The organism is Stenotrophomonas sp. YJH_SMC_73 (assembly GCF_059370155.1).
Map to the genome: position 1 here is coordinate 310,515 of NZ_JCAFTJ010000004.1, position 20,788 is coordinate 331,302.

The window sequence follows — 20,788 nt, forward strand, 5'->3', positions numbered from 1 at the left end:
CAAGACTAGATAGGATCGAGCGGCGAACAAGATGTTCGCGATTGAAGAAATGGAGCATTTCGTGAAATCGAGTCTTCTGAGTATTTCTTTGCTTCTCGCAGTTGGCGGCGCGCCCGTCGCCCATGCAAGCGGGACTGACCTTGCATCCGTGGCGAATGCGGCGGTACAGATGGATCCCAGTCTTGCTGTGCCGGCTGGTGTCACGCTGGCAGAACTCCACCGCATCTATCAAGGCAAGAACAACACCCACAGGATTCTTCACTACGATATTGCCTCGTGGGTGCGGTCGGGCTGGATGGACGAAGGGGTCATCGGGTTTATCTCCACGACACCCTTTGAGAACAGTCACCCGATTAGGGAGTGTTTCAGTCACACCCCATGGGATGGCTTCACCTCAACTGACATGAATTGTGAGGGGCAAGTCATTCCTCCCAATCAAGGGCCGATCGGCTATGTATCGTCGGTGCAGCTGCCAGGAACCGCGCCACTGTATCGATGTGCTTACACGTGGAAGGGAAAGCTCCGTCATTTCGACACCCGCGATGTTGGCTGCGAGGGAATCTCGGGCGCCCACAACGACGGGCCGCAAGGCTACGTCTTCATGTGATGTGGTAGCCGCCTAGCCTGTGGCTGGGCGGCTTCACCGTGGCACGACACTTTCCGCGGTGAGATGGTGCGCATGTGCTATTCCGCCCGGATCACCGCCGCCTGCCTTAGGACGGCCATGGCCATGTTAGGAATGACCGGCTATTGAGACATGGGAGCGGGATTGGCGCAAGGCTGTGGGGGTTTGCCAGATGGTGGATCCGAGTATCGTGGAGGATACTCAAACCGACTATAAGCAAGAGGATCAACCGTTGAGCGCTTCCATGCTTCCGAGAATTGTCGGTTTCGATGTGCCGCAGCTACATGAGCGCGTCGATTCCTCTACTGATGAGGCCATCATTGCGTTGTTGGATCTTGCGCCGGGTGCCCGCTGGACTGAACTATTCGTGAGGAAGTGCGAGGCCCTGGCATCTCAGCTCTCCTTGGCAGAAGTCCGGGTTGAAGGCTCCCGTATCTATTTTTACGGGTCAATCAGCGACTCAAGAGCGCTCGCCGATGCGGTCATGTCCATCGTTCACGTGCTGAATGATCAGCTCATGCGAGAAGGGAACGACGCAGCCTCGCGGGAAGAAAACTCCTAGGAGCAAGAGAGGCGCGACCAGCATTGACCTGCGATTTCCGCTGCGCCAGGGTGACCACGGAGACTGGATCGGGCCGCAAGTCTGCCCTTGAGGTCGTCCAGCCATTCTGCGCGTGTTCCGTGCGGGTCTCTGGTGTAGATGTCACATGCGAGTCGGATGACCGGGTCAACTTCATGGCGGAAGCTAATGGCGGGTAGCGCACCAGAGTTGAATGCCAATCCCCAATGCGTGAGTTCACGTTCGACGTCAACGAAATCCTTGTTCCTCTTGCGTTCCATGTTCTTCTCCTCTTAGAGCTGCACTGTACACCCTTGGAGGCGGCGACCTGTTCATGGCGCTTGTTCATACTGGTGCCAATCGGGCACGGCTGCGTAACAGGCTGAGGGCCATTGTGGGTTGGCAGCAGATGGCTGCATCGGAGTGAGAAATGAACAATTCCCCCCAGAACCAGAACGACCGTCCCAATTCGGATGGCGAGAAGAAGCAGCCAGGCCAGCAGGGTCAAGTGGACGGAAACGAGCTTGGCGGTGAAGACCTCGCCGGAAAGCAAGGTCAGCAACAGCAACAGCAGCAGCCGGGAGGCAAGGAGCGTGAGCAGTCGACCCATGGCCAGGACCAAAAGGGCAGTGAGGGTCGCAATAGCCGCCGTTGACGTCTAAGGAGTGGCCGCGCCCAGCGCGGCTCCTTCTGTATCAAAAGGAACGTTGATATGTCGTCCCATGCTCAAGCTGTGAACTTGATGACGAAGATCATGTATCAATCGCGCCCGGCGACCACGACGACGATGGCTCAGTGCCGGACCTGCCAAGGGCAAAGCCCTGGTGGAATGGAGTGTGCGCGGTGTTTGACTGAAAAGTTGGGAAGAGTGATTGCGAATAGAGGCGCTGCTCTTTGCTGGCTTGAGTCGTTCCTGAAAGTTCAGCGAGACGAAGCACACGTGTTCATATGTGCAAAGAGAGTTGATGCGTCAGCCTTGTAGGAGTCGCATTCTGGCCTGACATTGCGCAAGCGTATGCTCGGTACATCTAGGAGCAACGCTATGAATTTCCCGATATGCATCTACGATCGAACGGGTACTGGGCTCCGGCTTCCTTCCGAGTGGTGGATCGATCTGCAGTCAGATCTCCCCGCGCTAGTGAACGGTAGTGAGCGCATAGATCTGCCACGTTCCTCTAAAGATGAGCGCCCTCGCCTGGACCCTGAGGTTCTCAGTGATCTATCCAGACGAATCCGGGGCTCGCAATGGCTAGAGTAGATCCAGCTCAACCGCCAGGCGTGCGTTGGCTTTTCTTCCGACTCCGCAATGGTCAGTCGATCAGCCCGGCTAGGCTAATGTCTGTCTGGTGCGAAGCTACCGAATCATCCGAGTGCGCAGTCCGCCGCGAAATCATTGACGGCGCCGGCTACGTGTATGCTCTCTATGCGCCGAATGGATTGCGCTCTCCCCGTCGTGTGGAGTTGCGCATGAGGGCACTGCTGGAAGAAGCCGGGTATGCCTTCACGATGGGGAGCTTGGCTGGGAGGCACCCAGCCGACGGCTGAGGTGGAACGCTGACTATGTCACCCGACTTGGCCACGAAGACCGGTCTGGGCAGCATGTGTTGCTGGGTCGTCGTGCCTTAAAACGTGGTCGCATTCGACCAAGCGCGCGTTACTGACCGCTTGCCGCTTGCGGCATCCTGCGCATGCGAGCAGGGTGCCTCCTGGCATGGTCTCCAAGCCAGGTGTTCTGGAATGCGTGATGTGCCGGCAGTGGTTGCAGCGTACGCTGATTGCGTTCACGCGTTCGATATTGCCTTCATCGCGACGCACCACATCTATATCCAGAACGTAGAAAAGGCCAGTGTCGGGCATTGCTTAGTACCTAGAACTTTCGTGCATGGTGCATGTAGCTGGGCCTGCATCATGTGACGAAGTTCCGAATTCAGCAATACGCGAACCTGACGCGTTCAGGGCGCGTCCGCCACCTCGCGCTGACATGAACCCGTTGCTGGTAGGCTGGTCCCCGTCAAGGAGGTGTGCCATGCCCATCAGGGCGGTTGTATACGTTAGCAGCGCCGGCGAGGACATTGCCAGCGACAAGCTAGGCCTGTCCAGCGGAAAGCTCGACCAAGTTGTGGACGACGCGGCCCGGTTCAACCGTAACGCTGGAGTTACGGGGGTGCTCCTCTTTGATGGTGAGCGCTTCCTCCAGTACTTGGAGGGGCCAGAGGATGGATTGTCAGTTGCCTATTCCCGCGTGTTGGGTGCGAGTAGCCATAACGGGATCGTAGAGCTGCAGCGGGGCAGGGTGGGCCAGCGTCGCCTGCCGTTCTGGCCGATGAGATGGCTGCCCGTTGAATCGGATGAGCTTGGGCGTGTGGCCCATGCGGACTGGACCCGATTCAATCAGCGAGGCGATCACCAGGCACCCTATGCGACTGCCATGGATCTGTTGGTCGGGCTGGTGGAGCCGTACGCCATCGCAGTCTAGCCTCTGTCGGCGGGCTCTCCGATTTGCTCGGTCAGAACCGTTAGCGATTGCTGGAAGGCGGCGGCGAAGAGAGCGCCGCCATCGTGTTTGTGCTTCGCCGCGATGCTGGGTAGCAGGCGCAACCAAGTATCGGTCAATTGCTCGGGCGCCGGGTGGGTCAGGACAGATACCCGCAGCGCATACTCCATTGCCTTGAGATAGCCGCGGTGAACCTCGATCGCAACTTCGCAGCAGTGGAGACGGTCCAGCAGTTCGGAGATTTCATCGGTCATTTCGGGTCCTCGATATCGAGTTGATCATCGCGCTCGGGGTCGAACAGCGCCAGGAGTCGTTCGCGACGGCACTGCTCGAGCCAGTGATGCCAGATCTCCATTTCGTCCATCAATCCTGTAGCTCCGCAAGCGGGGCACGTAAGCGTGGTTCCCGTTCGGTCCTTTTGAAAGCCTGTACCCTCAGTCATCGACGACCTGAGCCCACAGTTTTTGCAGGTTGATCGCACCTGCTCCAGGCGGATGATTGCGCCATTTAGCGCAAGCAGAGGCAGGATCGAATGGATCCTGAAAGCGTTGGGAGGGTGCATAGCCGTGCCGCTTGAGGGGCTGGACACGGGAGCAAAGGATTCTGCGCCGGAGAAGAGCCGTGAGACCGTACTGTGCTCGCCCTAAGGTGAACGCTTCATCACAGCGGGCTGAGCGGTGGCGTACCTTCGCAGGATCTGCGACGGCCGGTCGTATCCTTCCGGCCATGTACTCCTCCGCCGGCTTCCGCACCGCCCCAATTCCCTCTGGCTGGGTCCAGATGGGTGAGCGCTGGGCGCTCTGGTACAACGGCCGCGAGACGGCCAGCGTCACGCCCGACGGCGGTCCTGGGGTCCGGCTATGGATGGAAGGCCAGAAGATGTGGCAGGTGAAGGAAGTGCGCGCGGCCAACGTCCGGCAGGCGAAGCGGTACGCCGAGCGCTGGTGCGCGGCCAGGCTGTATCCCGATCTGCCGCTGCGTGAGGCCGTCGCCCGACTGACCGACAGCACACCGATCCAGCCGCTGCCGCCACTGCCCGGTCTGCCGCCAACCCACGAGCAGCAGCAACAGGCCCGGCGCCTGGCCGAAGCCGGGGCTGTGGAACTGGCACGAATCAAGGAGGCGCTAGAGCCGCGCCGGCCGCTGAAGGAGACCAAGCCGAGGGCGAAGGACCCGATGAAGGCTTGGGTCAGGGCGGGAAGAGGACAGGAGATTTCTCGCTATTGAGACTCGTTGTCTCGAGGCGATTCAGGTACAAGGGAGGCGTGGTTGCTGTCGTAGATCTCGCGGCAGTGCCGGAACTCCTCGGCGTGCTGCACGACCCAAGTCCACATGGGGATCATCAGAACTAGAAGGTCTTTGCCCAGCGGGGTGATGCTGTATTCAACGCGAGGGGGAACTTCTCGGAAATCTTGTCGGTAGATCAAGCCATCCCTTTCCAGCTGGCGGAGGGTGCGTGTCAGCATGCGCTGGGTGATTCCCTTCATCCTTCGCGCAACATCGGCGTGACGCAGTGTTCCGTACACGCCCAAGGCATGAATGATGCCAAGCGACCAGCGGCTGCCAGCGTGCGCAAGAACCTCGCGCCGAAGGCCGTCGTCGTCCGCGCTCATGCCGTCGCATATCGATTGCGAATGCTGCAGGAGCTCGTCAGAACTCATGAACGGTACGGTCGGTATCATCGGTGTGCCTTCTTACGTCGCGATGAGGAGGGGGGCAGAATCGCCGCCATCGTACACACACATGGTGGTTTGAATGTCTACCCCGATCCAATCCCGGGCGATCCTGGTCCTGGGTGCCGGTGAGCTCGGAATGCCAGTTATTCGGAATCTCGCCCGTCTAGGAAAGGAGCACGGCGCAAGCATCAGCGTGATGCTCCGATCCGCTTCCATTGCTTCGGATTTGCCTGAGAAGCGCGTTGTGGTTGATGAAATCCGCTCGCTGGGTGTGGCCATTGTTTCTGGCGACCTGGTGGCTGCCACTGTGGACGAGTTGGCGGCTATGTTCTCCAAGTACGACACCGTGATTGGCTGCACGGGTTACGCGGCTGGCCGCGACACGCCGATGAAGGTTGCGCGTGCTGCAGTGAAGTCGGGTCTCCCGAGGTACTTCCCTTGGCAGTTCGGTGTGGACTTCGACGCAATCGGGCGAGGTGGTCCGCAGGATCTGTTCGATGCCCAGCTCGATGTGCGCGACTATCTGCGTTCTCAGTCCGCCATGGACTGGGTTGTCATTTCCACCGGGATGTTCACGAGCTATCTTTTCGAGCCCGAATTTGGTGTCATCGATCTTAAGGGGAAGAGGGTGAATGCCCTGGGTTCGCCGACTAACGCTGTGACGCTCACCACGCCGGATGACATTGGCGCAATGACCGCTCAGATCGTCTTCCATACGCCCGCGATTCGCAACGAGATCGTCTATCTTGCGGGTGACACGATTCGGTATGAAGCGCTGCCGGCCATGTTGGAAGAACAATTTGGTAGCCCCTTCGACTTCGCAGTGTGGGACGTTCCGCGATTGATGCGGGAGCTGGCAGACGACCCCTCGAATATGATCAAGAAGTACCGCGCTGCCTTCGCTCAGGGCAGGGGCGTATCTTGGGGAATGGAAAAGACCTTCAATGCGAAGACCGGAGCGAAGCTGGAAAGCGTCAGGGACTGGATGAGGGCCAACCTCACTACCTCGTAGGCGTTGCTGGCTTCTAAGAAGGGCACCGGGATCCGGTGCCTTTTCTTTTGGGCATGGTATGGGCGTGGCCTCGCAGCAGCAACAGGCCCGGCGACTGGCCGACGCCGGGGCGACGGAACTGGCGCGAATCAAGGAAGCGCTGGAGCCGCGCCGACCGCCGAGGGAGACCAAGCCCAGGGCGAGGGATCCCATGAAGGCGTGGGTGAGGGCGGGACGCCGCCAGTTGCGCCATACGATCTGATCCCGGCGTCTCCAGAAAACTGAGGTATGCGTTGTTGTCCCCCCAGAGGCTGCAGAGGAGCAGCTCCAGAAATGGAGTCAATGCCAGTTGTTGGTGCTTCCACAGAGTCAGACAGGCTTCTAAGCTGGCGGTTACGGGTTCGATTCCTGTCGGGCGTGCCATAAAGGGACGAACGCGACTCTCAGAAGGGTTCAGCCGGCGCAGTAAATGCGTCCGGAATTGCCGCTGAGGTGTCGGACAGTTTGTGGCATCATTCCGTATTCACACGGAGTGGGGGGGTTATGGATCGTCGGTTACAGGTTTTCGTGTCGAGCACCTATATGGATCTGGTCGCGGAGCGGCAGGCGGCAGTCGGCGCCATTCTTAAAGCTCGTCACATACCCGCTGGTATGGAGTTGTTCACTGCTGGTGACCAAAGCCAAATGGACATCATTCGACAGTGGATTGATGAATCAGACGTGTACATGTTGATTCTCGGCGGGCGCTATGGCTCGATTGAACCGACCTCCGGTCGAAGCTACACCGAGCTTGAGTATGACTACGCGGTAAGCAAGAACAAGCCCCTGTTTGCTGTCGTCATGAAGCCTGAGGCTTTGGCCGCCAAGGTCAAGCTACATGGTTTGGAAGTTGCTGAGACGGACAATAAGGCGCTTCTAAAGCAGTTTGAGCAAAAGGTTCTTTCCAACATCTCCTCGTTCTTTGAGGATGAGAAGGACATCAAACTTGCCGTCTTCGAGACCTTGCCTGTCCTTCAAAGTAAGCGCGACATGGTTGGCTGGATTCGGGGTGATCAGGTCATCGACTCTGCCCCATTCAGAGAGCAGAACGACCGGTTGGTGAAGGAGATTGAACACCTGAAGGCAGAATTGGCAGTAGCGCAGCAAAAGGCGGAACGTGCTCGTGACCCTGACTCGGAGAAGCTTCAAGAGGTAATGGACGCTCTGAAGGCTACTAAGTTGGTCGTTCCGGTCGACGTTCTCCCCGCTGGAACAAAGGAGCCTTGGTCAACTAATCAACTAGACTTCCTAGCTGCAAACTCGGAAGCTCTGATAGGAGGGCTGACCAACCGGGCGAGCAATAGCTCAAGCGATACTTTCCTCTACTGGAAGGTTGCCAGTGTGCTGGCGGTGTACGGAGTTTTGAAGAACGTAAAGCTGCAAGGTCAGATCCGCACTTACGAGTTGACCCCCTTTGGACAGAAGCTAATGTCTGCAGTGACGGGCCGGTTGCAGATGGCATTGGCAAGAAAGGCCGAGGCCTTAAAGACTGCGCAAAAGGCTGAGCAAGTGCAGCCAACATCTGAGGATGTTGAATCCTCGCGCCCGCCGGCCTCGCCCGAGCCAGCAGGTGCTGCACAGATGAAGTCAAAGAAGGCCACAGGTCGTCGATCGGCAGGGCCTAAGTCTTAGAACATGGTTAACGGCCGATGCGCGACGAGTGTTCAGTCTTCTTCCAAGCCAGGTTCCCCTACCGTTGGCAGAGATGGTCCTCAACGTCAACCATTGACGGGTCGTCCTACTACACGGTTACACCGTGGTGCTTCGGACGACGGAGACCAAGCTGTTATCGTCTCTGGGCCCATGTCCGGATGGCAGTCCGGACTTAGCCAAGGTGCCTTGCAATTTCCGATGCAGGCTCGTGGTAGTAGATCATCAGAGACTTCAGATCTCGGTGCCCGATGATCCTAGCCAGCTGCAGGATGTCGAGCTTCTTCGAGAGTCTCCAGATGGCCTCGGCGCGGCTGTCGTGGAAGTGCACTTCCCGGTGGCCCGTCGAGTCTCGGACTTTGCGCCAAAGCGCATCTCGCATGGCAGAATTGAGCTGGAAGACGGGCCCGAAGCCAGGGGGAAGTGTCTTCAGGATCTCGCAGGCCCGCCGGCTAAGCGGCACATCCCTCGCATCGCCGTTCTTCGTTTTCGGTAAGTGCACGTACTGCTCGGACAGATGCACGTTCGGCCATGTCAGTGACAGGATTTCTCCAGACCGCATGGCTGTCTCTAGGGCGAGCAGGAAAGCCAAGCCTGTCCGCTGGGTGGCCGTCTCCGCCGACAGACCCTTATCGAGCGCGAACGCAGCGATCAGGGCGGCTTCCTCAGTTGGAGATACGCGTCGTGCCCGGCCTTTAGGCTGCTGCGGCCAGCGAACGTCCGACATGGGGTTTTGCTTGATCCACTTCCATTCCCGGCGCGCAGTCTCGAATACGGACCGCATCAGGTTCATTTCGCGAGCAACCGTCCCAGGCTTGACCTGCTTGAGCCTTCCATCTCGCCAAACGATGATGTCCGAACTGTCGATTGCCGCGATTCGCCGGTCCAAGAGCGGAAGCGTCCGTTCCCACGCAGCGATGCGGACCGACTCCCAACGTTCGCCAGCTCGCTTGGGCGCCTCTTCCTTGACGTAGCGGCGCATGGCCTCGCGCAGCGACTTATCTGGCAGCTTCCCACCTCGAAGTTCTGCCTCTCGCTCAAGAGCCCACTTCGCGGCTTCTTGCTTTGTGTGCTTGGTAGTGGAGTCGCGAACGCCCGCCACGTACACCTGCACGCGCCACTTGTTCCCTGATCGTTGGATGCTGGCCATGGCCGCATCATATGGGGAATTTTTGGGGAGAGTAGCCGGGCAAGTCCGGGCAAATCGTGGTGATCTCGGAAATTCGGATCACCCTAAGTGCCTGATTTCGTACCGAATCGGGGTGAATCGGGGCGAACACGTTGACTCCCCAAAACATGCAGTGGTGCCCGGAGCCGGAATCGAACCGGCATGGGGTTGCCCCCGGCGGATTTTAAGTCCGATGCGTCTACCAGTTTCGCCATCCGGGCCTGCAGCGCGGCGCCGATTGTAGCCCAGCTGCAGAATCGCAGCCGGATTGCCGTGGGGCGGCAGCGTGTTTAACTGTCGCTCCCATTCATGTCATAGTCCCAACCATCGTTCCCAGGGGGGGAGCCGCACGATGTCGCTGCACGCGATTGCCTATGCCAGTGAGGCCCGCGCCGATCTGCAGACAACCGATCTTGACCGCCTGCTGGCCGATGCCACGGCATTCAACCGTGTAGCCGGTGTCACCGGTGTGCTGATGTTCGATGGCAGCCGTTTCCTGCAGTACCTGGAAGGCCCGGAGGACGGTATCGATTCGGTGTACCAGCGCATCGTCAATGCGCGCAGCCATGGCCAGCTGAAGGTGCTGTGCCGCGCGCCGGTGGCGCAGCGGGCGTTTCCGCGCTGGTCGATGGGAACCCGGCGCATTGATGCGGAGCTGCTGGCACAGATCGTTGAATCGGCGTGGCCGGGCTTCCTGCTTGGCAGCGGTGGCTTCGAGCGCCTGCGGCAGGCCTGGACCGGCGCCGATGGCGAACTGGAACCGGCCGCGGTCGCACTGGGCTCCTGATCCCATCTTGGCGGGCAGGCGCCCGGGCCGTTACGCTGTCGCCTTTCTGGCGTGGAATTACACGGAGTGGTGCAGCGAATGAGCAGGTCGGCCGAATCCATGGCGGCATGCATGCCGTTGCGCGGGACATGCCAGTGAGCGCGTCCCTTGCGGCAGCGGAGACCCCGCATTTTGCGGTGATCGGCCTGGGCTACGTCGGCCTGCCGTTGGCGGTGGCCTTCGGTCGGCACTGGCCGACGCTGGGCTTCGACATCGATGCCGATCGCATCGCCGAGCTGCGCGATGGCCAGGACCATACGCTGGAGGTGGAGGCCGACGAGCTGGCCAGTGCTCGGCAGCTGCAGTACGGCAGCGATCCGGCCTTGCTTGATGCATGCAACGTCTACATCGTCACCGTGCCGACGCCGATCGATGCCTATGAGCAGCCCGATCTGGAGCCGTTGCGTTCGGCGACGCGGCTGATCGCCAGCCATCTGCGCGCGGGTGACCTGGTGATCTACGAATCCACGGTGTACCCCGGCACCACTGAAGAAGTCTGCGTGCCGCTGCTGGAAGAAGGCTCGGGCCTGCGCTTCAACGAAGACTTCTACTGCGGTTACAGCCCGGAGCGGGTCAGTCCCGGTGACCGCCAGCGGCGCCTGGCCGACATCCGCAAGATCACCTCGGGGTCGACAGCGGAAGTGGCTGCGGTGATCGATGGCCTGTACCAGCGCATCATTGCCGCCGGCACGTTCCCCGCGCCATCGATGCGCGTGGCCGAGGCGGCCAAGGTGGTCGAGAACATCCAGCGCGATGTGAACATCGCGCTGGTCAATGAGTTGGCGCTGATCTTCGACAGGCTGGGCATCGATACCCAGGATGTGCTCGATGCCGCCGGCAGCAAGTGGAACTTCCTGCCATTCCGGCCGGGCCTGGTCGGCGGCCATTGCATCGGCGTGGACCCGTATTACCTGCTGCACAAGTCCGAGAGCGTGGGCTACCACCCGGACCTGATCCACACCGCGCGGCAGGTCAACAACCGCGTCGGTGAGCATGTGGCGTCGCGGGTGCTGGCGATGCTGGCCGAACGCGGCCGCGAACCAGTGCAGTCGCGCATCCTGGTGCTCGGTGTGACCTTCAAGGAGGATTGCCCGGACCTGCGCAACAGCCGCGCGCTGGAGCTGGCGCAGCGCCTGCGTGATGCCGGCGCTCAGGTCGAGGTCAGTGATCCCTGGGTCGGCCCGGCGGCATTGGCCGATGAGGGCGTGCAGTGGCTGGCCGAACCCGTGGCAGGGGTCTATGACGCGGTGGTGCTGGCGGTTGCCCATGCCCGCTTCAAGGCGATGGACGAGGCGGGTATCCGGTCGCTGCTGGCGCCGGGCGGCCTGGTCTACGACGTCAAATCGGCCTGGCCACGCAACGTGGTTGACGATCGCCTGTAAACCCGGGCGGCGGGCAGCACGGTAGACTCGCAGGCAGTTGCAACCAAGGAACGCCATGCACCGGTATATCGTCTACCTGCTCGCCATCCTGATGTTCCCCATCTGCCTGTGGTTGGCCACGATCTGGCCGGCCTGGTACTGGGGCGTCGGCCTGACCGCCGCGATGGTGGCTCTGGGGACCTGGGACCTGCTGCAGAAGCGCAGCACGCTGCGCCGCAACTATCCGGTGATGGCACACTTCCGCTACGGCCTGGAATCGATCGGTCCGGAAATCCGCCAGTACTTCGTGCAGAGCGACCTGGAGGACGTGCCGTTCTCGCGCCAGCAGCGTGCACTGATCTACCAGCGGGCCAAGAACGAGATGGACACGGTGCCGTTCGGCACCCTGCGCAGCACCTACGCGGTGGATTACGAGTGGATCAACCACTCGCTGGCGCCGACCGCCATCGCCAAGCACGATTTCCGCGTACTGATCGGCGCCAATTGCACAAAGCCGTATTCGGCGAGCGTGTTCAATATTTCGGCGATGAGCTTCGGCTCGCTGTCGGCCAACGCGATCCGCGCACTGAACGAAGGCGCACGGCGTGGTGGCTTCTACCACGACACCGGTGAAGGTTCGATTTCGCCATACCACCGCGAGATGGGCGGCGATCTGGTGTGGGAGATCGGCTCGGGCTACTTCGGTTGCCGTGACGAAAAGGGCGGTTTCAGTGAAGAGCGCTTCGTCGCCAACGCCACCCATGATCAGGTCAGGATGATCGAGATCAAGCTGTCGCAGGGCGCCAAGCCCGGTCATGGCGGCGTGCTGCCGGCGCCAAAGGTGACCGCCGAGATCTCGGTCACCCGTGGCGTGCCGATGGGCGTGGACTGCGTATCGCCGTCGCGTCACTCGGCGTTCTCGACGCCGGTCGAACTGCTGCAGTTCGTCGCCCGTCTGCGCGAACTGTCCGGCGGCAAGCCGGTCGGTTTCAAGCTGGCCATCGGCCACCCGTGGGAGTGGTTCGGCATTGCCAAGGCGATGCAGGAAACCGGCCTGCTGCCGGACTTCATCGTGGTCGACGGTGCCGAAGGCGGTACTGGCGCAGCACCGGCGGAGTTCGTCGACCATGTCGGCGTGCCGATGCACGAAGCACTGCTGCTGGTGCACAACACGCTGGTCGGCCTGGACCTTCGCGAGCGGATCCGCATCGGCGCGGCAGGCAAGATCACCAGCGCCTTCGACATCGCGCGCACCATCGCGCTGGGTGCCGACTGGTGCAATGCCGGCCGTGGCTTCATGTTCGCGCTGGGCTGCATCCAGTCGCTGAGTTGCCATACCGACAAGTGCCCGACCGGCATCGCCACCCAGGACCGGGCGCGCTGGAAGCACCTGGATGCACCGGACAAGGCCACCCGCGTGTACAGCTACCACGAGCACACGCTGCACGCCCTGAAGGAGCTGTTGTGTGCGGCCGGCCTGAACGATCCGGCCGAACTGGGGCCGGAGCACATCCTGCGTCGTGTTTCGCCTGTCGAGATCCGCTCGCTGGCGTCGCTGTACCGCTACCTGGAACCGGGCGAGCTGCTGCACAAGGTGCCGGATCATGCGGTGTTCCATGCATTCTGGGCCGATGCACGCAGCGATTCGTTCCAGCCGCCGCCGAAGATCCAGGCGCTGCGCGCCAGCAAGTCGCGATAATGTGTTGCTGTAGAGCCGAGCCCATGCTCGGCTGCTTCTCTCATCGCGATGTTGGAACGAAGAACAGCTGAGCCGAGCATGGGCTCGGCCCTACAGGGGGATGTCATGCGGTTCAGGACCGGCACCATCGACGATGTCGCCATGCTGTGGGCACTGCGCACGCGTTGCGTTCGCGAGTCGTGCAGCAGCCATTACCCGGCGGAGGTGATCGATCCGTGGTCTGCTTCGCCGCCGCCGTCGCAGTACGCACGGCTGCTGGGGCAGGGAGGCTGCGTGGTGGCCGAGGACGGGCAGGGTGTCCTGCTCGGGTTCGGCGTGTTTGATACCGACGCCAATGAAGTCGATGCGCTGTTCGTCGATCCGGATCGTGGCGGCACGGGCATCGGCCAGGCGCTGATGCAGCGTCTGCTGGCGATGGCCGATCGTGAGCGCGAGGTGGTGCTGTCAGCCTCGCTCAATGCGGTGCCGTTCTACCAACGGCAGGGATTCATTGCCGTGCGGGAGGAAGCCTACCCGCATCCCAGCGGCGTGGCGCTGGCTTCGGTGAGCATGCGCAGGCCGTGGTGAGCGCCCGGGGATTGTAGAGTCGAGCCATGCTCGACTGCTTCATCGCCTGAATCAAAGGCAGTCGAGCATGGCTAAACTCCACAATGCGGGCGTCACCGCCCAGCCAGCCACCCGATCACGCCCTCGGCGGCGCGCAGGCCACTGGCATAGCACGCCGTCAGCAGGTAGCCCCCCGTGGGGGCCTCCCAGTCCAGCATCTCGCCGGCACAGAACACGCCGGGTACTGCCCGCAGCATCAGGCCATCATCCAGCGCAGCCAGGCGCACGCCGCCGGCAGTGCTGATCACCTCGGCCATCGGCCGTGGACGCAGAAGGCGCAACGGCAGGCGCTTGAGCGTGGTAGCCACGGCAGGCAGGTCGTGGCCCGCATCCTTGCCAAGGATCTCGAACACCAGGGTGGCCTTCACCGCATCCAGGCCGGCCTGGCGGCGCAGATGCTCACCAAAACTGCGACCCTTGCGCGGCCGCGAAAGATCGGCCAGCAGGCGTGCTTCATCGCGTCCCGGCACCAGGTCCAGCCACAGCATGGCATGGCCATCACGGTTGATGGTCTCGCGCAGGTCTGCGGCCAACGCGTAGATCAGGCTGCCTTCGATGCCGTACTCGCTGGCTACGCATTCGCCCTGCAGCGACTGCGGTTGTCCGGCCAGGTCGAGCCAGTGCGCGACCACCGGCTTCAACGGTGCGCCTGCATTGCGCTGGGCGAAGAACGGCGTCCAGTCGATGTCGAAGCCGCAGTTGGCCGATTGCAGCGGCGCAATGTCCACGCCTCGTGCCTGCAAGGGGGCGACCCAGGCGCCATCACTGCCCAGCTGCGGCCAGCTGCCGCCACCCATCGCCAACACGCTGGCATCGGCGTGGACATCGATCTCGCCGGCTTCGGTGGCGAAGCGCAGCGCGCCGTCGTTGCCCCAGCCGATCCAGCGGTGGTTGGCATGCAGGCGCACGCCCTGTTCCTTCAGTCGGCGCACCCAGCCGCGCAGCAGCGGCGCAGCCTTGCGGTCGACCGGAAACACGCGGCCGGAGCTGCCGACATAGGTCTCCACGCCAAGGCCGGCAGCCCAGTCGCGCAGCGCCTGCGCGTCGAAGCCATCCAGCCAGCGGCCCACGGCCGTGGATTGCTCGCGGTAGCGGCTGTCGAACAGCGGCCGCGGATCGGAATGGGTGAGGTTGAGACCGCCCTTGCCGGCGATCAGGAACTTGCGGCCGGGTGAGCCCTTGGCCTCGTACAGGTCCACGTCCAGCCCCGCGGCGCGCAGGCGCTCGGCGGCGAACAGGCCGGCCGGGCCACCGCCGATGACGGCGACCCGATGGGGCAATGCGGTATTACGGCTTGACATTGAGCAGCTCGACATCGAACACCAGCGACGAACCGGCCGGAATCGGCCCGACCCGGCGGTCGCCGTAGCCGTAATCCGGCGGGATCATCAGCGTGCGCTTGCCGCCGACCTTCATGCCGGCCACGCCCTCATCCCAGCCGCGGATGACCTGGCCGGCGCCGAGCGCGAAGGTGAACGGCTGGCCGTGCTTGAAGGAGCTGTCGAAGGTCTTGCCGTGCTTGGTTTCGGTGCGGTTGTCGTAGATCCAGCCGGTGTAGTGCACGGTGACCTTGCTGCCAGGAACGGCTTCGGTGCCGGTGCCAGCGACGGTATCGATGCGCTCGAAGGTGGTCAGGGTGCCGCCCGGCGGCGGACCGGAGGGCTCGCTCGAGCAGCCAGCGGCGGCGAGGGACAGCAGCAGGGGAAGCAGCAGGCGGCGCATCGGGCGTCTCCAGAAGGGCGCAGGGCGAGGGCGGCAAGGGTAGCGCATCGGCGCCGGGTATCATGGCGGCATGGCAAAACTCCTGCTCAATCTGCGCAATGTCGGCGACGACGAATATGCCGATGTCTGCACGCTGCTCGACCAGCACGGCATCGCCTGGTACCGCACCGAACCTAGCCCTTGGGGCATTTCCAACGGTGGCCTGTGGCTGCGCGAGGACGCCGATCATCCGCGCGCGAAGGCGCTGATGGCCGGGTACCAGGCGGCGCGCGGTGTGCGCGTGCGGGCCGAGCGTGAGCAGGCGTTGCGGGATGGCACGGCGGAGACCTTTGGCAGCCTGTTCCGGCGGCGGCCGGTGTTCGTGGTGCTGGTGCTGCTGGGCATGACCGCTGCGGCGGCGCTGGTGCTGCTGCCGTTCATGCTGTTGCGGGGGTAGGGGGCGCGGCCGGGTTGCACCCGGCACCCGCCGATGCAACGGCAACGGCAACGGCAACGTCAAAAGCCGGGCTTCAGTGGGAGGGTGGGGCAGTGTGGGCAGGCGGGGGACGGCAAAAGCTGCTCCTGCGTGCCTCGTAGAGCGCCATCCATGGCGCTCTGCGCCCCCGCCTGCCCACACTGCCCCACCCCTGACAGGTTCCGGGTGGCTGCCGGGGTCGGATCCCTCTGCTGCGCAGAGGGCTCTGCCCCCCTGAATCTGTCTGTGCGGGCGGGAGGCGCTAAAATGGCAGGATGATCGCCAACACCGCTGCCTACCATTTCGCCGTCATCGACGCCCCCCAGGCCCTGTGCGACCAGCTGCTGTCGCGTGCCCAGGCGGCCGGGTTGCGGGGCACGATCCTGGTGGCGGGCGAGGGACTGAACCTGTTCCTGGCCGGCGCGCCGGAGGCGGTCGAGGATTTCTACGCCGCGCTGCATGCCGATGCGCGTTTTGCCGGGATGCGGGTCAAGACCAGCCTGAGCGAGCACCAGCCGTTCGCGCGGCTGAAGGCCAAGGTGAAGGACGAGATCATCAGCTTCCGCCGCGATGACGGCCAGCCGCTGGACTATCCGCGTGCACCGGCGGTCGATCCGGCCACCGTGCAGCGCTGGCTGCGGCAGGGCCACGATGACGCCGGCAAGCCGGTGGTGATGCTCGATACCCGCAACCTGCAGGAAGTGGAGTACGGCACCTTCAAGGATGCGCTGGTGCTGCCCATCCACAAGTTCACCGACCTGCCCGAGGCGCTGGCGCCGCATCGCGAGGCGCTGAAGGACAGCACCGTGGTCAGTTTCTGCACCGGCGGCATCCGCTGCGAGAAGGCCGCACTGTGGATGGCCAACGATGGCATGGACAACGTGCTGCAGCTCGATGGCGGCATCCTCGGCTACTTCGAGGAGGTGGGCGGCGAAGGTTATGAAGGCCGCTGTTTCGTGTTCGACGAGCGCGTGGCGCTGGATGCCGAACTGAAGCCGATGGTCGACCAGCCGCTGCCGGAGCCGCGCCCCAGCGCGTTCTGACACGCTTCTGTAGAGCCGAGCCCATGCTCGGCTGCCTTTTGTTGATCAACAGCAGCCGAGCATGGGCTCGGCTCTACACGGTCCGGCAGGCCCTGAACCGGCTCCGCGGGAATCAGCATCCCGCCACCGTCACTGGCCGCTGCGCCTGGCCGACCCCATGCAGGGGAGATCCTGAGACGGAAAACCGCTGATGATCCCGTTGTCGATCCTTGACCTGGCCCCGGTCTGCGAGGGCAGTGACACCACCGCCGCCTTCGCCAACATGCTGGAACTGGCCCAGCACGCCGATGCGCTGGGCTACCGCCGTTACTGGCTGGCCGAACACCACAACATGCCCGGCATCGCCAGCGCGGCCACGGCCGTGCTGATCGGCCACGTCGCGGGCGGCACCCGGCGCATCCGCGTCGGTGCCGGCGGCATCATGCTGCCCAACCATGCGCCGCTGCAGGTGGCCGAGCAGTTCGGCACGCTGGCTTCGCTGTATCCGGACCGCATCGATCTCGGCCTCGGCCGTGCGCCGGGCACCGATCAGCCCACCGCGCGTGCACTGCGCCGCTACTTCGACAGCGCCGACCAGTTCCCGCAGGACGTGCGCGAACTGCTGCACTACTTCGAGCCGGTACAGCCCGGGCAGGCGGTGCAGGCGGTTCCGGGCGGTGGCCTGCGGGTGCCGACCTGGATCCTGGGGTCCAGCCTGTTCGGCGCGCGCATGGCCGCCGCGATGGGCCTGCCCTATGCGTTTGCCTCGCACTTCGCGCCCGATGCCATGGACGAGGCGCTGGCGGTGTACCGCCGCGAGTTCCGCCCCTCGGCCACGTTGAAGCAGCCGCACGCGATGCTGGCCCTGAATGTCGTCGCCAGTGACAGCGAGGCCGAATCGCGCCGCCTGTTCACCAGCCAGCAGCAGAGTTTCGTCAACCTGCGCCGCGGCCGGCCGGGCAAGATTCCGGCGCCGATCGACGACATCGAAGCCTTCTGGGAGCCGCACGAAAAACTCGGCGTGGAGCGGGCCCTGGCCTGCACCGTGCTCGGCGATCCGCAGCAGGTGGCCGATGGCATCGCCGCGTTCGTAGAGCGGCACTCGCCGGACGAGCTGATGCTCACCGCCAACCTGCATGACCACCGTGCGCGCCTGCGTTCGTTCGAACTGGCGATGCAGGCCTGGCATGCCCGCCACGCGGGCTGAACAATGGCGTCACGGCCCGTTGCAGCCGCGACGGGTCTGATGGTGGCTCTTCCCATTGGAGCCTCCCATGGCGGATACCCGCGCTGAACACATCGCCCAGCTGGCCGAACTGATCAAGGACGTGGAGGTGGCGATGTTCACCACCACCGGCGTCGACGGACGACTCTACAGCCGGCCGCTGGCCACCCAGCAGGTCACCTTCGACGGTGACCTGTGGTTCGTCATCACCGCCGACAGCCCGAAGGTTGCCGAGATCGCGCTTGATCCGCACGTCAACGTGGCCTATGCCTCGCCGTCGAAGAACACCTACGTATCGGTGGCAGGGCGCGCGCGCATCGTTGACGACCGCGCGAAGATCGAGGAACTGTGGTCGCCGGCGATGAAACTGTTTTTCCCGGGCGGCAAGGACGACCCGAACCTGCGCCTGATCCACGTGCGGGCCGACTCGGCCGAGTATTGGGATGGTCCGGGCACGCTGCTGGGCAAGGCGTTGAATTTCGTGCTGTCGGCGGTGCAGGACGAGCCGGCGCAGTTGGCCGACAATGGCTTCATCGATCTTCGGTGAGGATCGATGTCCGGTATTGGTAGTGCCGGACGCTGGCCGGCAGACCTGGAAACGTGGCAGCCGGCCAGCGGCCGGCTCTACCGGGTTCCGGCTCAGAACCAGCGCTGGAACAGGTCCACCGTGTAACCCACCAGCTGCCCCGAACTGAAGCCGAAGAAGGCGATCGCCGCCAACGCGGCGATCCAGTTGAACAGCATCAGCGCGCCATCGCGTTCCAGCAGCGCCAGCGAGAACAGCAGCAGCTGGAAGCCGAACAGGAAATTGGTGAAGGGAATCGGCAACGACAGCAGCAGGCCCAGCAGCACCAGCAGCAGGCCGCTGAAGGCGTGGGCGGGGAGGGGTGTCAACAGCTGCGGCAGGCGTGGCCTCAGCATCCTGTCCAGGCGCCGCAGTGGGCGGTCGATGCGGTCCAGGAAACGGTGCATGGTGCCGCGCTTGGGTCCGCGGCGGGCAATGAAGCCGGGCAGCCACGGCCGGCGCAGGCAGAACAGCATCTGCAGGCCGATCAGGATTACCAGCGGGCCGCTGACCGCGCCACCCATGCCCGGGATCGGGATGAACGAGGGCAGGATCGCCACGAACAGGAACACGCCGAACGCGCTCTGCTGCAGGTTGCTCAGGATCTGGCCGAGCGGCATGTGCTCGGCCGGGTCGCCGGAAGCGAACATCTCCAGCAGGGTGCGGATGCCCTCGTTGCGGTAGGCCGGGCGCTCGGCGCCTGGACCCTGGCCGGCCTCAGGCGGTGAGCTCATCGGCCTGCTCGTCGGACAGCGTGCGCAGCAGCAGCTTGTCCACCCGCGCACCGTCCAGGTCGACCACTTCGAAGCGCCAGCCGGCCCAGTCGAAGTACTCGCCTGCGTGCGGGATGCGGCCGAAGTAGTGGATGCACATGCCGGCCAGGGTGTAGTAATCGCCGTCCTCGGCATCGGGCAGCTCGTTGCTGCCGATCAGTTCGCGCAGGTCTTCGATCGGCAGCGAGCCATCCACCAGCAGCGAACCGTCCTCGCGGGTCACCACCAGCGCATCTTCATCGGCATTCTCCACCGCCTGCAGGCGGCCGACCACGGCGCCCATCAGGTCGCTGATGGTCACCAGGCCCTGGATCTCGCCGTACTCGTCAACCACCAGCGCCATCGACTGCTGTTCCTCGCGGAAGATCTCCAGCAGCTTCATCGCGTGGGTCGATTCGGACACGTAGAGCGGTTCGCGCAGGGTCTGGAACAGCGCGTTGTCGCCGCGCGCCATGCGCGTGGCCAGCGATTTCAGTTCAAGTACGCCGACCACGTCCATGTCGTTGTCGCGGTACACCGGGTACCGCGAGAACTCGTGCTCGGCCATGATTTCCAGGTTGCGCTCCAGCCCGGCCTGGGTGTCCAGCCAGGCAATGCGGTTGCGCGGGGTCATCAGGCTGTCGGCGGTGCGGTCGCCCAGGCGCATGACGCGGTTCATCATGTCACGCTCGTGGGCGTCGATCACGCCGGCTTCGTGGCTCTCGGCCACCAGCATGCGGATCTCTTCTTCAGTCACCGAGGCGACTTCGTCCTTGCCCAGGCCGAACAGGCGCAGCACCAGCTGGGTGGTCTTGGACAGCAGCCAGACGAAGGGCAGGGCCAGCTTGGCCAGCCAGCTCATCGGCATCGCGACCAGGCCGGCAATGGCCTCCGAGCGGGTCAGCGCCAGGCGCTTGGGCACCAGTTCGCCGAAGATCAGCGTGATGAAGGTGATCAGGCTGACGGCCAGCGCGGTACCGATGTTGCCCGCGTACGCAAACCCCGGCATCAGCCCCTGGATCCAGCCGGCGAAGGCCTCGCCCAGCGCCTCACCGCCGAGGTAGCCGGTCAGCACGCCGATCACGGTGATGCCGATCTGCACGGTGGACAGGAAGCTCTCCGGCTTCTCGGACAGCTCCAGCGCCTTGGCCGCGCGCTTGGAGGTGGCAGCCATCTGCTTCAGGCGGCTCTTGCGCGAGGTCATGACCGACATCTCGGACATGGCGAAGAAGCCGTTCAGCAGAACAAGCGCGAAGACAATCAGGATCATTTCAAACACGGGCGTCGTCCCCGGTTGGTGGCAGGGAGGGCGGGTGCTGTCGATGGCGGCAGGCGCTCAGGAACGGGATCCGGC

General features: G+C 63.3%; 23 protein-coding genes and 1 tRNA gene. 16 read left to right on the top strand and 8 right to left on the bottom strand.

The genetic code is table 11. From position 1 onward, the window contains the following. Nucleotides 1-31 precede the first annotated feature (31 nt). The 5 genes from AC5P8R_RS08845 to AC5P8R_RS08865 all read left to right on the top strand — a co-directional run bounded on the left by AC5P8R_RS08845 (nt 32) and on the right by AC5P8R_RS08865 (nt 3,660). Nucleotides 32-607 (top strand): hypothetical protein, encoded by a 576-nt coding sequence (locus AC5P8R_RS08845; RefSeq protein WP_164166286.1) that lies wholly within the window; start codon nt 32-34, stop codon nt 605-607. A gap of 250 nt (nt 608-857) precedes the next feature. Next, nucleotides 858-1,187: a hypothetical protein gene (locus AC5P8R_RS08850; protein ID WP_231109344.1), complete on the top strand. Its 330-nt coding sequence runs from the start codon at nt 858-860 to the stop codon at nt 1,185-1,187. 427 nt (nt 1,188-1,614) lie between these two features. Further along, nucleotides 1,615-1,839 (top strand): hypothetical protein, encoded by a 225-nt coding sequence (locus AC5P8R_RS08855; RefSeq protein WP_164166284.1) that lies wholly within the window; start codon nt 1,615-1,617, stop codon nt 1,837-1,839. Nucleotides 1,840-2,429: 590 nt separating this feature from the next. Continuing rightward, nucleotides 2,430-2,729, top strand: a complete 300-nt coding sequence (locus tag AC5P8R_RS08860; protein WP_239508201.1) for a hypothetical protein — start codon at nt 2,430-2,432, stop codon at nt 2,727-2,729. A gap of 481 nt (nt 2,730-3,210) precedes the next feature. Beyond that, the gene (locus tag AC5P8R_RS08865; protein ID WP_164166282.1) at nt 3,211-3,660 is read left to right on the top strand and encodes a BLUF domain-containing protein; all 450 of its coding nucleotides are present in this window, start codon (nt 3,211-3,213) and stop codon (nt 3,658-3,660) included. Here the strand turns inward: AC5P8R_RS08865 and AC5P8R_RS08870 are convergent. Further along, the gene (locus AC5P8R_RS08870) at nt 3,657-3,932 is read right to left on the bottom strand and encodes a hypothetical protein (protein ID WP_164166280.1); all 276 of its coding nucleotides are present in this window, start codon (nt 3,930-3,932) and stop codon (nt 3,657-3,659) included. The genes AC5P8R_RS08865 and AC5P8R_RS08870 overlap by 4 nt on opposite strands. A gap of 472 nt (nt 3,933-4,404) precedes the next feature. Here AC5P8R_RS08870 and AC5P8R_RS08875 point away from each other — a divergent pair, with 472 nt between their 5' ends. After that, a complete protein-coding gene (locus tag AC5P8R_RS08875; RefSeq protein WP_495223297.1) occupies nt 4,405-4,905 on the top strand; it encodes a hypothetical protein in 501 nt (166 codons plus the stop codon). Here the strand turns inward: AC5P8R_RS08875 and AC5P8R_RS08880 are convergent. Then, on the bottom strand, nt 4,899-5,339 hold the full coding sequence (locus AC5P8R_RS08880; RefSeq protein WP_495223298.1) for a winged helix-turn-helix transcriptional regulator: 441 nt from the start codon (nt 5,337-5,339) through the stop codon (nt 4,899-4,901). The genes AC5P8R_RS08875 and AC5P8R_RS08880 overlap by 7 nt on opposite strands. A gap of 94 nt (nt 5,340-5,433) precedes the next feature. Between AC5P8R_RS08880 and AC5P8R_RS08885 the strand changes: the two genes are divergently transcribed. Next, the gene (locus AC5P8R_RS08885; RefSeq protein WP_495223299.1) at nt 5,434-6,366 is read left to right on the top strand and encodes an aromatic alcohol reductase; all 933 of its coding nucleotides are present in this window, start codon (nt 5,434-5,436) and stop codon (nt 6,364-6,366) included. A 522-nt stretch (nt 6,367-6,888) separates the two neighbouring features. After that, entirely contained in the window at nt 6,889-8,016 is a 1,128-nt protein-coding gene (locus AC5P8R_RS08890; RefSeq protein WP_495223300.1) for a DUF4062 domain-containing protein, read from the top strand. A 193-nt stretch (nt 8,017-8,209) separates the two neighbouring features. Here the strand turns inward: AC5P8R_RS08890 and AC5P8R_RS08895 are convergent, their stop codons facing one another. Next, entirely contained in the window at nt 8,210-9,184 is a 975-nt protein-coding gene (locus tag AC5P8R_RS08895) for a tyrosine-type recombinase/integrase (protein WP_495223301.1), read from the bottom strand. Nucleotides 9,185-9,336: 152 nt separating this feature from the next. After that, nucleotides 9,337-9,423, bottom strand: a tRNA-Leu gene (locus AC5P8R_RS08900). A gap of 131 nt (nt 9,424-9,554) precedes the next feature. On the opposite strand from AC5P8R_RS08900, the gene AC5P8R_RS08905 reads away from it, so the two are divergent. The 4 genes from AC5P8R_RS08905 to AC5P8R_RS08920 all read left to right on the top strand — a co-directional run bounded on the left by AC5P8R_RS08905 (nt 9,555) and on the right by AC5P8R_RS08920 (nt 13,655). Further along, on the top strand, nt 9,555-9,989 hold the full coding sequence (locus AC5P8R_RS08905) for a BLUF domain-containing protein (RefSeq protein WP_014646679.1): 435 nt from the start codon (nt 9,555-9,557) through the stop codon (nt 9,987-9,989). Between the two features lie 134 nt (nt 9,990-10,123). Then, a complete protein-coding gene (locus tag AC5P8R_RS08910) occupies nt 10,124-11,410 on the top strand; it encodes a nucleotide sugar dehydrogenase (RefSeq protein ID WP_197621233.1) in 1,287 nt (428 codons plus the stop codon). Between the two features lie 55 nt (nt 11,411-11,465). Then, on the top strand, nt 11,466-13,088 hold the full coding sequence (locus AC5P8R_RS08915; protein WP_495223302.1) for an FMN-binding glutamate synthase family protein: 1,623 nt from the start codon (nt 11,466-11,468) through the stop codon (nt 13,086-13,088). A 105-nt stretch (nt 13,089-13,193) separates the two neighbouring features. Further along, complete coding sequence (locus tag AC5P8R_RS08920; RefSeq protein ID WP_014646682.1) at nt 13,194-13,655, top strand: GNAT family N-acetyltransferase; 462 nt, start codon at nt 13,194-13,196, stop codon at nt 13,653-13,655. A 92-nt stretch (nt 13,656-13,747) separates the two neighbouring features. On the opposite strand, the gene AC5P8R_RS08925 is transcribed toward AC5P8R_RS08920, so the two are convergent. Together AC5P8R_RS08925 and AC5P8R_RS08930 are read right to left on the bottom strand one after the other, a co-directional pair. After that, nucleotides 13,748-14,995, bottom strand: a complete 1,248-nt coding sequence (locus AC5P8R_RS08925) for a TIGR03862 family flavoprotein (protein ID WP_014646683.1) — start codon at nt 14,993-14,995, stop codon at nt 13,748-13,750. Beyond that, the gene (locus AC5P8R_RS08930) at nt 14,982-15,416 is read right to left on the bottom strand and encodes an FKBP-type peptidyl-prolyl cis-trans isomerase (RefSeq protein WP_495223304.1); all 435 of its coding nucleotides are present in this window, start codon (nt 15,414-15,416) and stop codon (nt 14,982-14,984) included. The genes AC5P8R_RS08925 and AC5P8R_RS08930 overlap by 14 nt, the downstream gene beginning before the upstream one ends. A gap of 70 nt (nt 15,417-15,486) precedes the next feature. Between AC5P8R_RS08930 and AC5P8R_RS08935 the strand changes: the two genes are divergently transcribed. From AC5P8R_RS08935 to AC5P8R_RS08950, 4 genes are all read left to right on the top strand, one after another. Further along, entirely contained in the window at nt 15,487-15,852 is a 366-nt protein-coding gene (locus AC5P8R_RS08935) for a DUF6164 family protein (protein WP_014646685.1), read from the top strand. 293 nt (nt 15,853-16,145) lie between these two features. Then, nucleotides 16,146-16,913 (top strand): sulfurtransferase, encoded by a 768-nt coding sequence (locus AC5P8R_RS08940; RefSeq protein ID WP_134808711.1) that lies wholly within the window; start codon nt 16,146-16,148, stop codon nt 16,911-16,913. Between the two features lie 190 nt (nt 16,914-17,103). Continuing rightward, a complete protein-coding gene (locus AC5P8R_RS08945) occupies nt 17,104-18,099 on the top strand; it encodes an LLM class flavin-dependent oxidoreductase (RefSeq protein ID WP_014646687.1) in 996 nt (331 codons plus the stop codon). 67 nt (nt 18,100-18,166) lie between these two features. After that, nucleotides 18,167-18,664, top strand: a complete 498-nt coding sequence (locus tag AC5P8R_RS08950; protein WP_014646688.1) for a pyridoxamine 5'-phosphate oxidase family protein — start codon at nt 18,167-18,169, stop codon at nt 18,662-18,664. Between the two features lie 92 nt (nt 18,665-18,756). On the opposite strand, the gene AC5P8R_RS08955 is transcribed toward AC5P8R_RS08950, so the two are convergent. Together AC5P8R_RS08955 and AC5P8R_RS08960 are read right to left on the bottom strand one after the other, a co-directional pair. Beyond that, complete coding sequence (locus AC5P8R_RS08955; protein ID WP_014646689.1) at nt 18,757-19,416, bottom strand: exopolysaccharide biosynthesis protein; 660 nt, start codon at nt 19,414-19,416, stop codon at nt 18,757-18,759. Continuing rightward, nucleotides 19,400-20,704: a hemolysin family protein gene (locus AC5P8R_RS08960; protein WP_032959200.1), complete on the bottom strand. Its 1,305-nt coding sequence runs from the start codon at nt 20,702-20,704 to the stop codon at nt 19,400-19,402. The genes AC5P8R_RS08955 and AC5P8R_RS08960 overlap by 17 nt, the downstream gene beginning before the upstream one ends. Nucleotides 20,705-20,788 lie beyond the last annotated feature (84 nt).

Coding starts and splice junctions, on each gene's coding strand:
- AC5P8R_RS08885 (WP_495223299.1), top strand. CDS start 5,434: ATGTCTACCCCGATCCAATCCCGGGCGATCCTGGTCCTGGGTGCCGGT.
- AC5P8R_RS08905 (WP_014646679.1), top strand. CDS start 9,555: ATGTCGCTGCACGCGATTGCCTATGCCAGTGAGGCCCGCGCCGATCTG.
- AC5P8R_RS08895 (WP_495223301.1), bottom strand. CDS start 9,184: ATGGCCAGCATCCAACGATCAGGGAACAAGTGGCGCGTGCAGGTGTAC.
- AC5P8R_RS08945 (WP_014646687.1), top strand. CDS start 17,104: ATGATCCCGTTGTCGATCCTTGACCTGGCCCCGGTCTGCGAGGGCAGT.
- AC5P8R_RS08875 (WP_495223297.1), top strand. CDS start 4,405: ATGTACTCCTCCGCCGGCTTCCGCACCGCCCCAATTCCCTCTGGCTGG.
- AC5P8R_RS08920 (WP_014646682.1), top strand. CDS start 13,194: ATGCGGTTCAGGACCGGCACCATCGACGATGTCGCCATGCTGTGGGCA.
- AC5P8R_RS08960 (WP_032959200.1), bottom strand. CDS start 20,704: ATGATCCTGATTGTCTTCGCGCTTGTTCTGCTGAACGGCTTCTTCGCC.
- AC5P8R_RS08845 (WP_164166286.1), top strand. CDS start 32: ATGTTCGCGATTGAAGAAATGGAGCATTTCGTGAAATCGAGTCTTCTG.
- AC5P8R_RS08950 (WP_014646688.1), top strand. CDS start 18,167: ATGGCGGATACCCGCGCTGAACACATCGCCCAGCTGGCCGAACTGATC.
- AC5P8R_RS08880 (WP_495223298.1), bottom strand. CDS start 5,339: ATGAGTTCTGACGAGCTCCTGCAGCATTCGCAATCGATATGCGACGGC.
- AC5P8R_RS08955 (WP_014646689.1), bottom strand. CDS start 19,416: ATGAGCTCACCGCCTGAGGCCGGCCAGGGTCCAGGCGCCGAGCGCCCG.
- AC5P8R_RS08890 (WP_495223300.1), top strand. CDS start 6,889: ATGGATCGTCGGTTACAGGTTTTCGTGTCGAGCACCTATATGGATCTG.
- AC5P8R_RS08930 (WP_495223304.1), bottom strand. CDS start 15,416: ATGCGCCGCCTGCTGCTTCCCCTGCTGCTGTCCCTCGCCGCCGCTGGC.
- AC5P8R_RS08855 (WP_164166284.1), top strand. CDS start 1,615: ATGAACAATTCCCCCCAGAACCAGAACGACCGTCCCAATTCGGATGGC.
- AC5P8R_RS08935 (WP_014646685.1), top strand. CDS start 15,487: ATGGCAAAACTCCTGCTCAATCTGCGCAATGTCGGCGACGACGAATAT.
- AC5P8R_RS08925 (WP_014646683.1), bottom strand. CDS start 14,995: ATGTCAAGCCGTAATACCGCATTGCCCCATCGGGTCGCCGTCATCGGC.
- AC5P8R_RS08860 (WP_239508201.1), top strand. CDS start 2,430: ATGGCTAGAGTAGATCCAGCTCAACCGCCAGGCGTGCGTTGGCTTTTC.
- AC5P8R_RS08865 (WP_164166282.1), top strand. CDS start 3,211: ATGCCCATCAGGGCGGTTGTATACGTTAGCAGCGCCGGCGAGGACATT.
- AC5P8R_RS08870 (WP_164166280.1), bottom strand. CDS start 3,932: ATGACCGATGAAATCTCCGAACTGCTGGACCGTCTCCACTGCTGCGAA.
- AC5P8R_RS08915 (WP_495223302.1), top strand. CDS start 11,466: ATGCACCGGTATATCGTCTACCTGCTCGCCATCCTGATGTTCCCCATC.
- AC5P8R_RS08940 (WP_134808711.1), top strand. CDS start 16,146: ATGATCGCCAACACCGCTGCCTACCATTTCGCCGTCATCGACGCCCCC.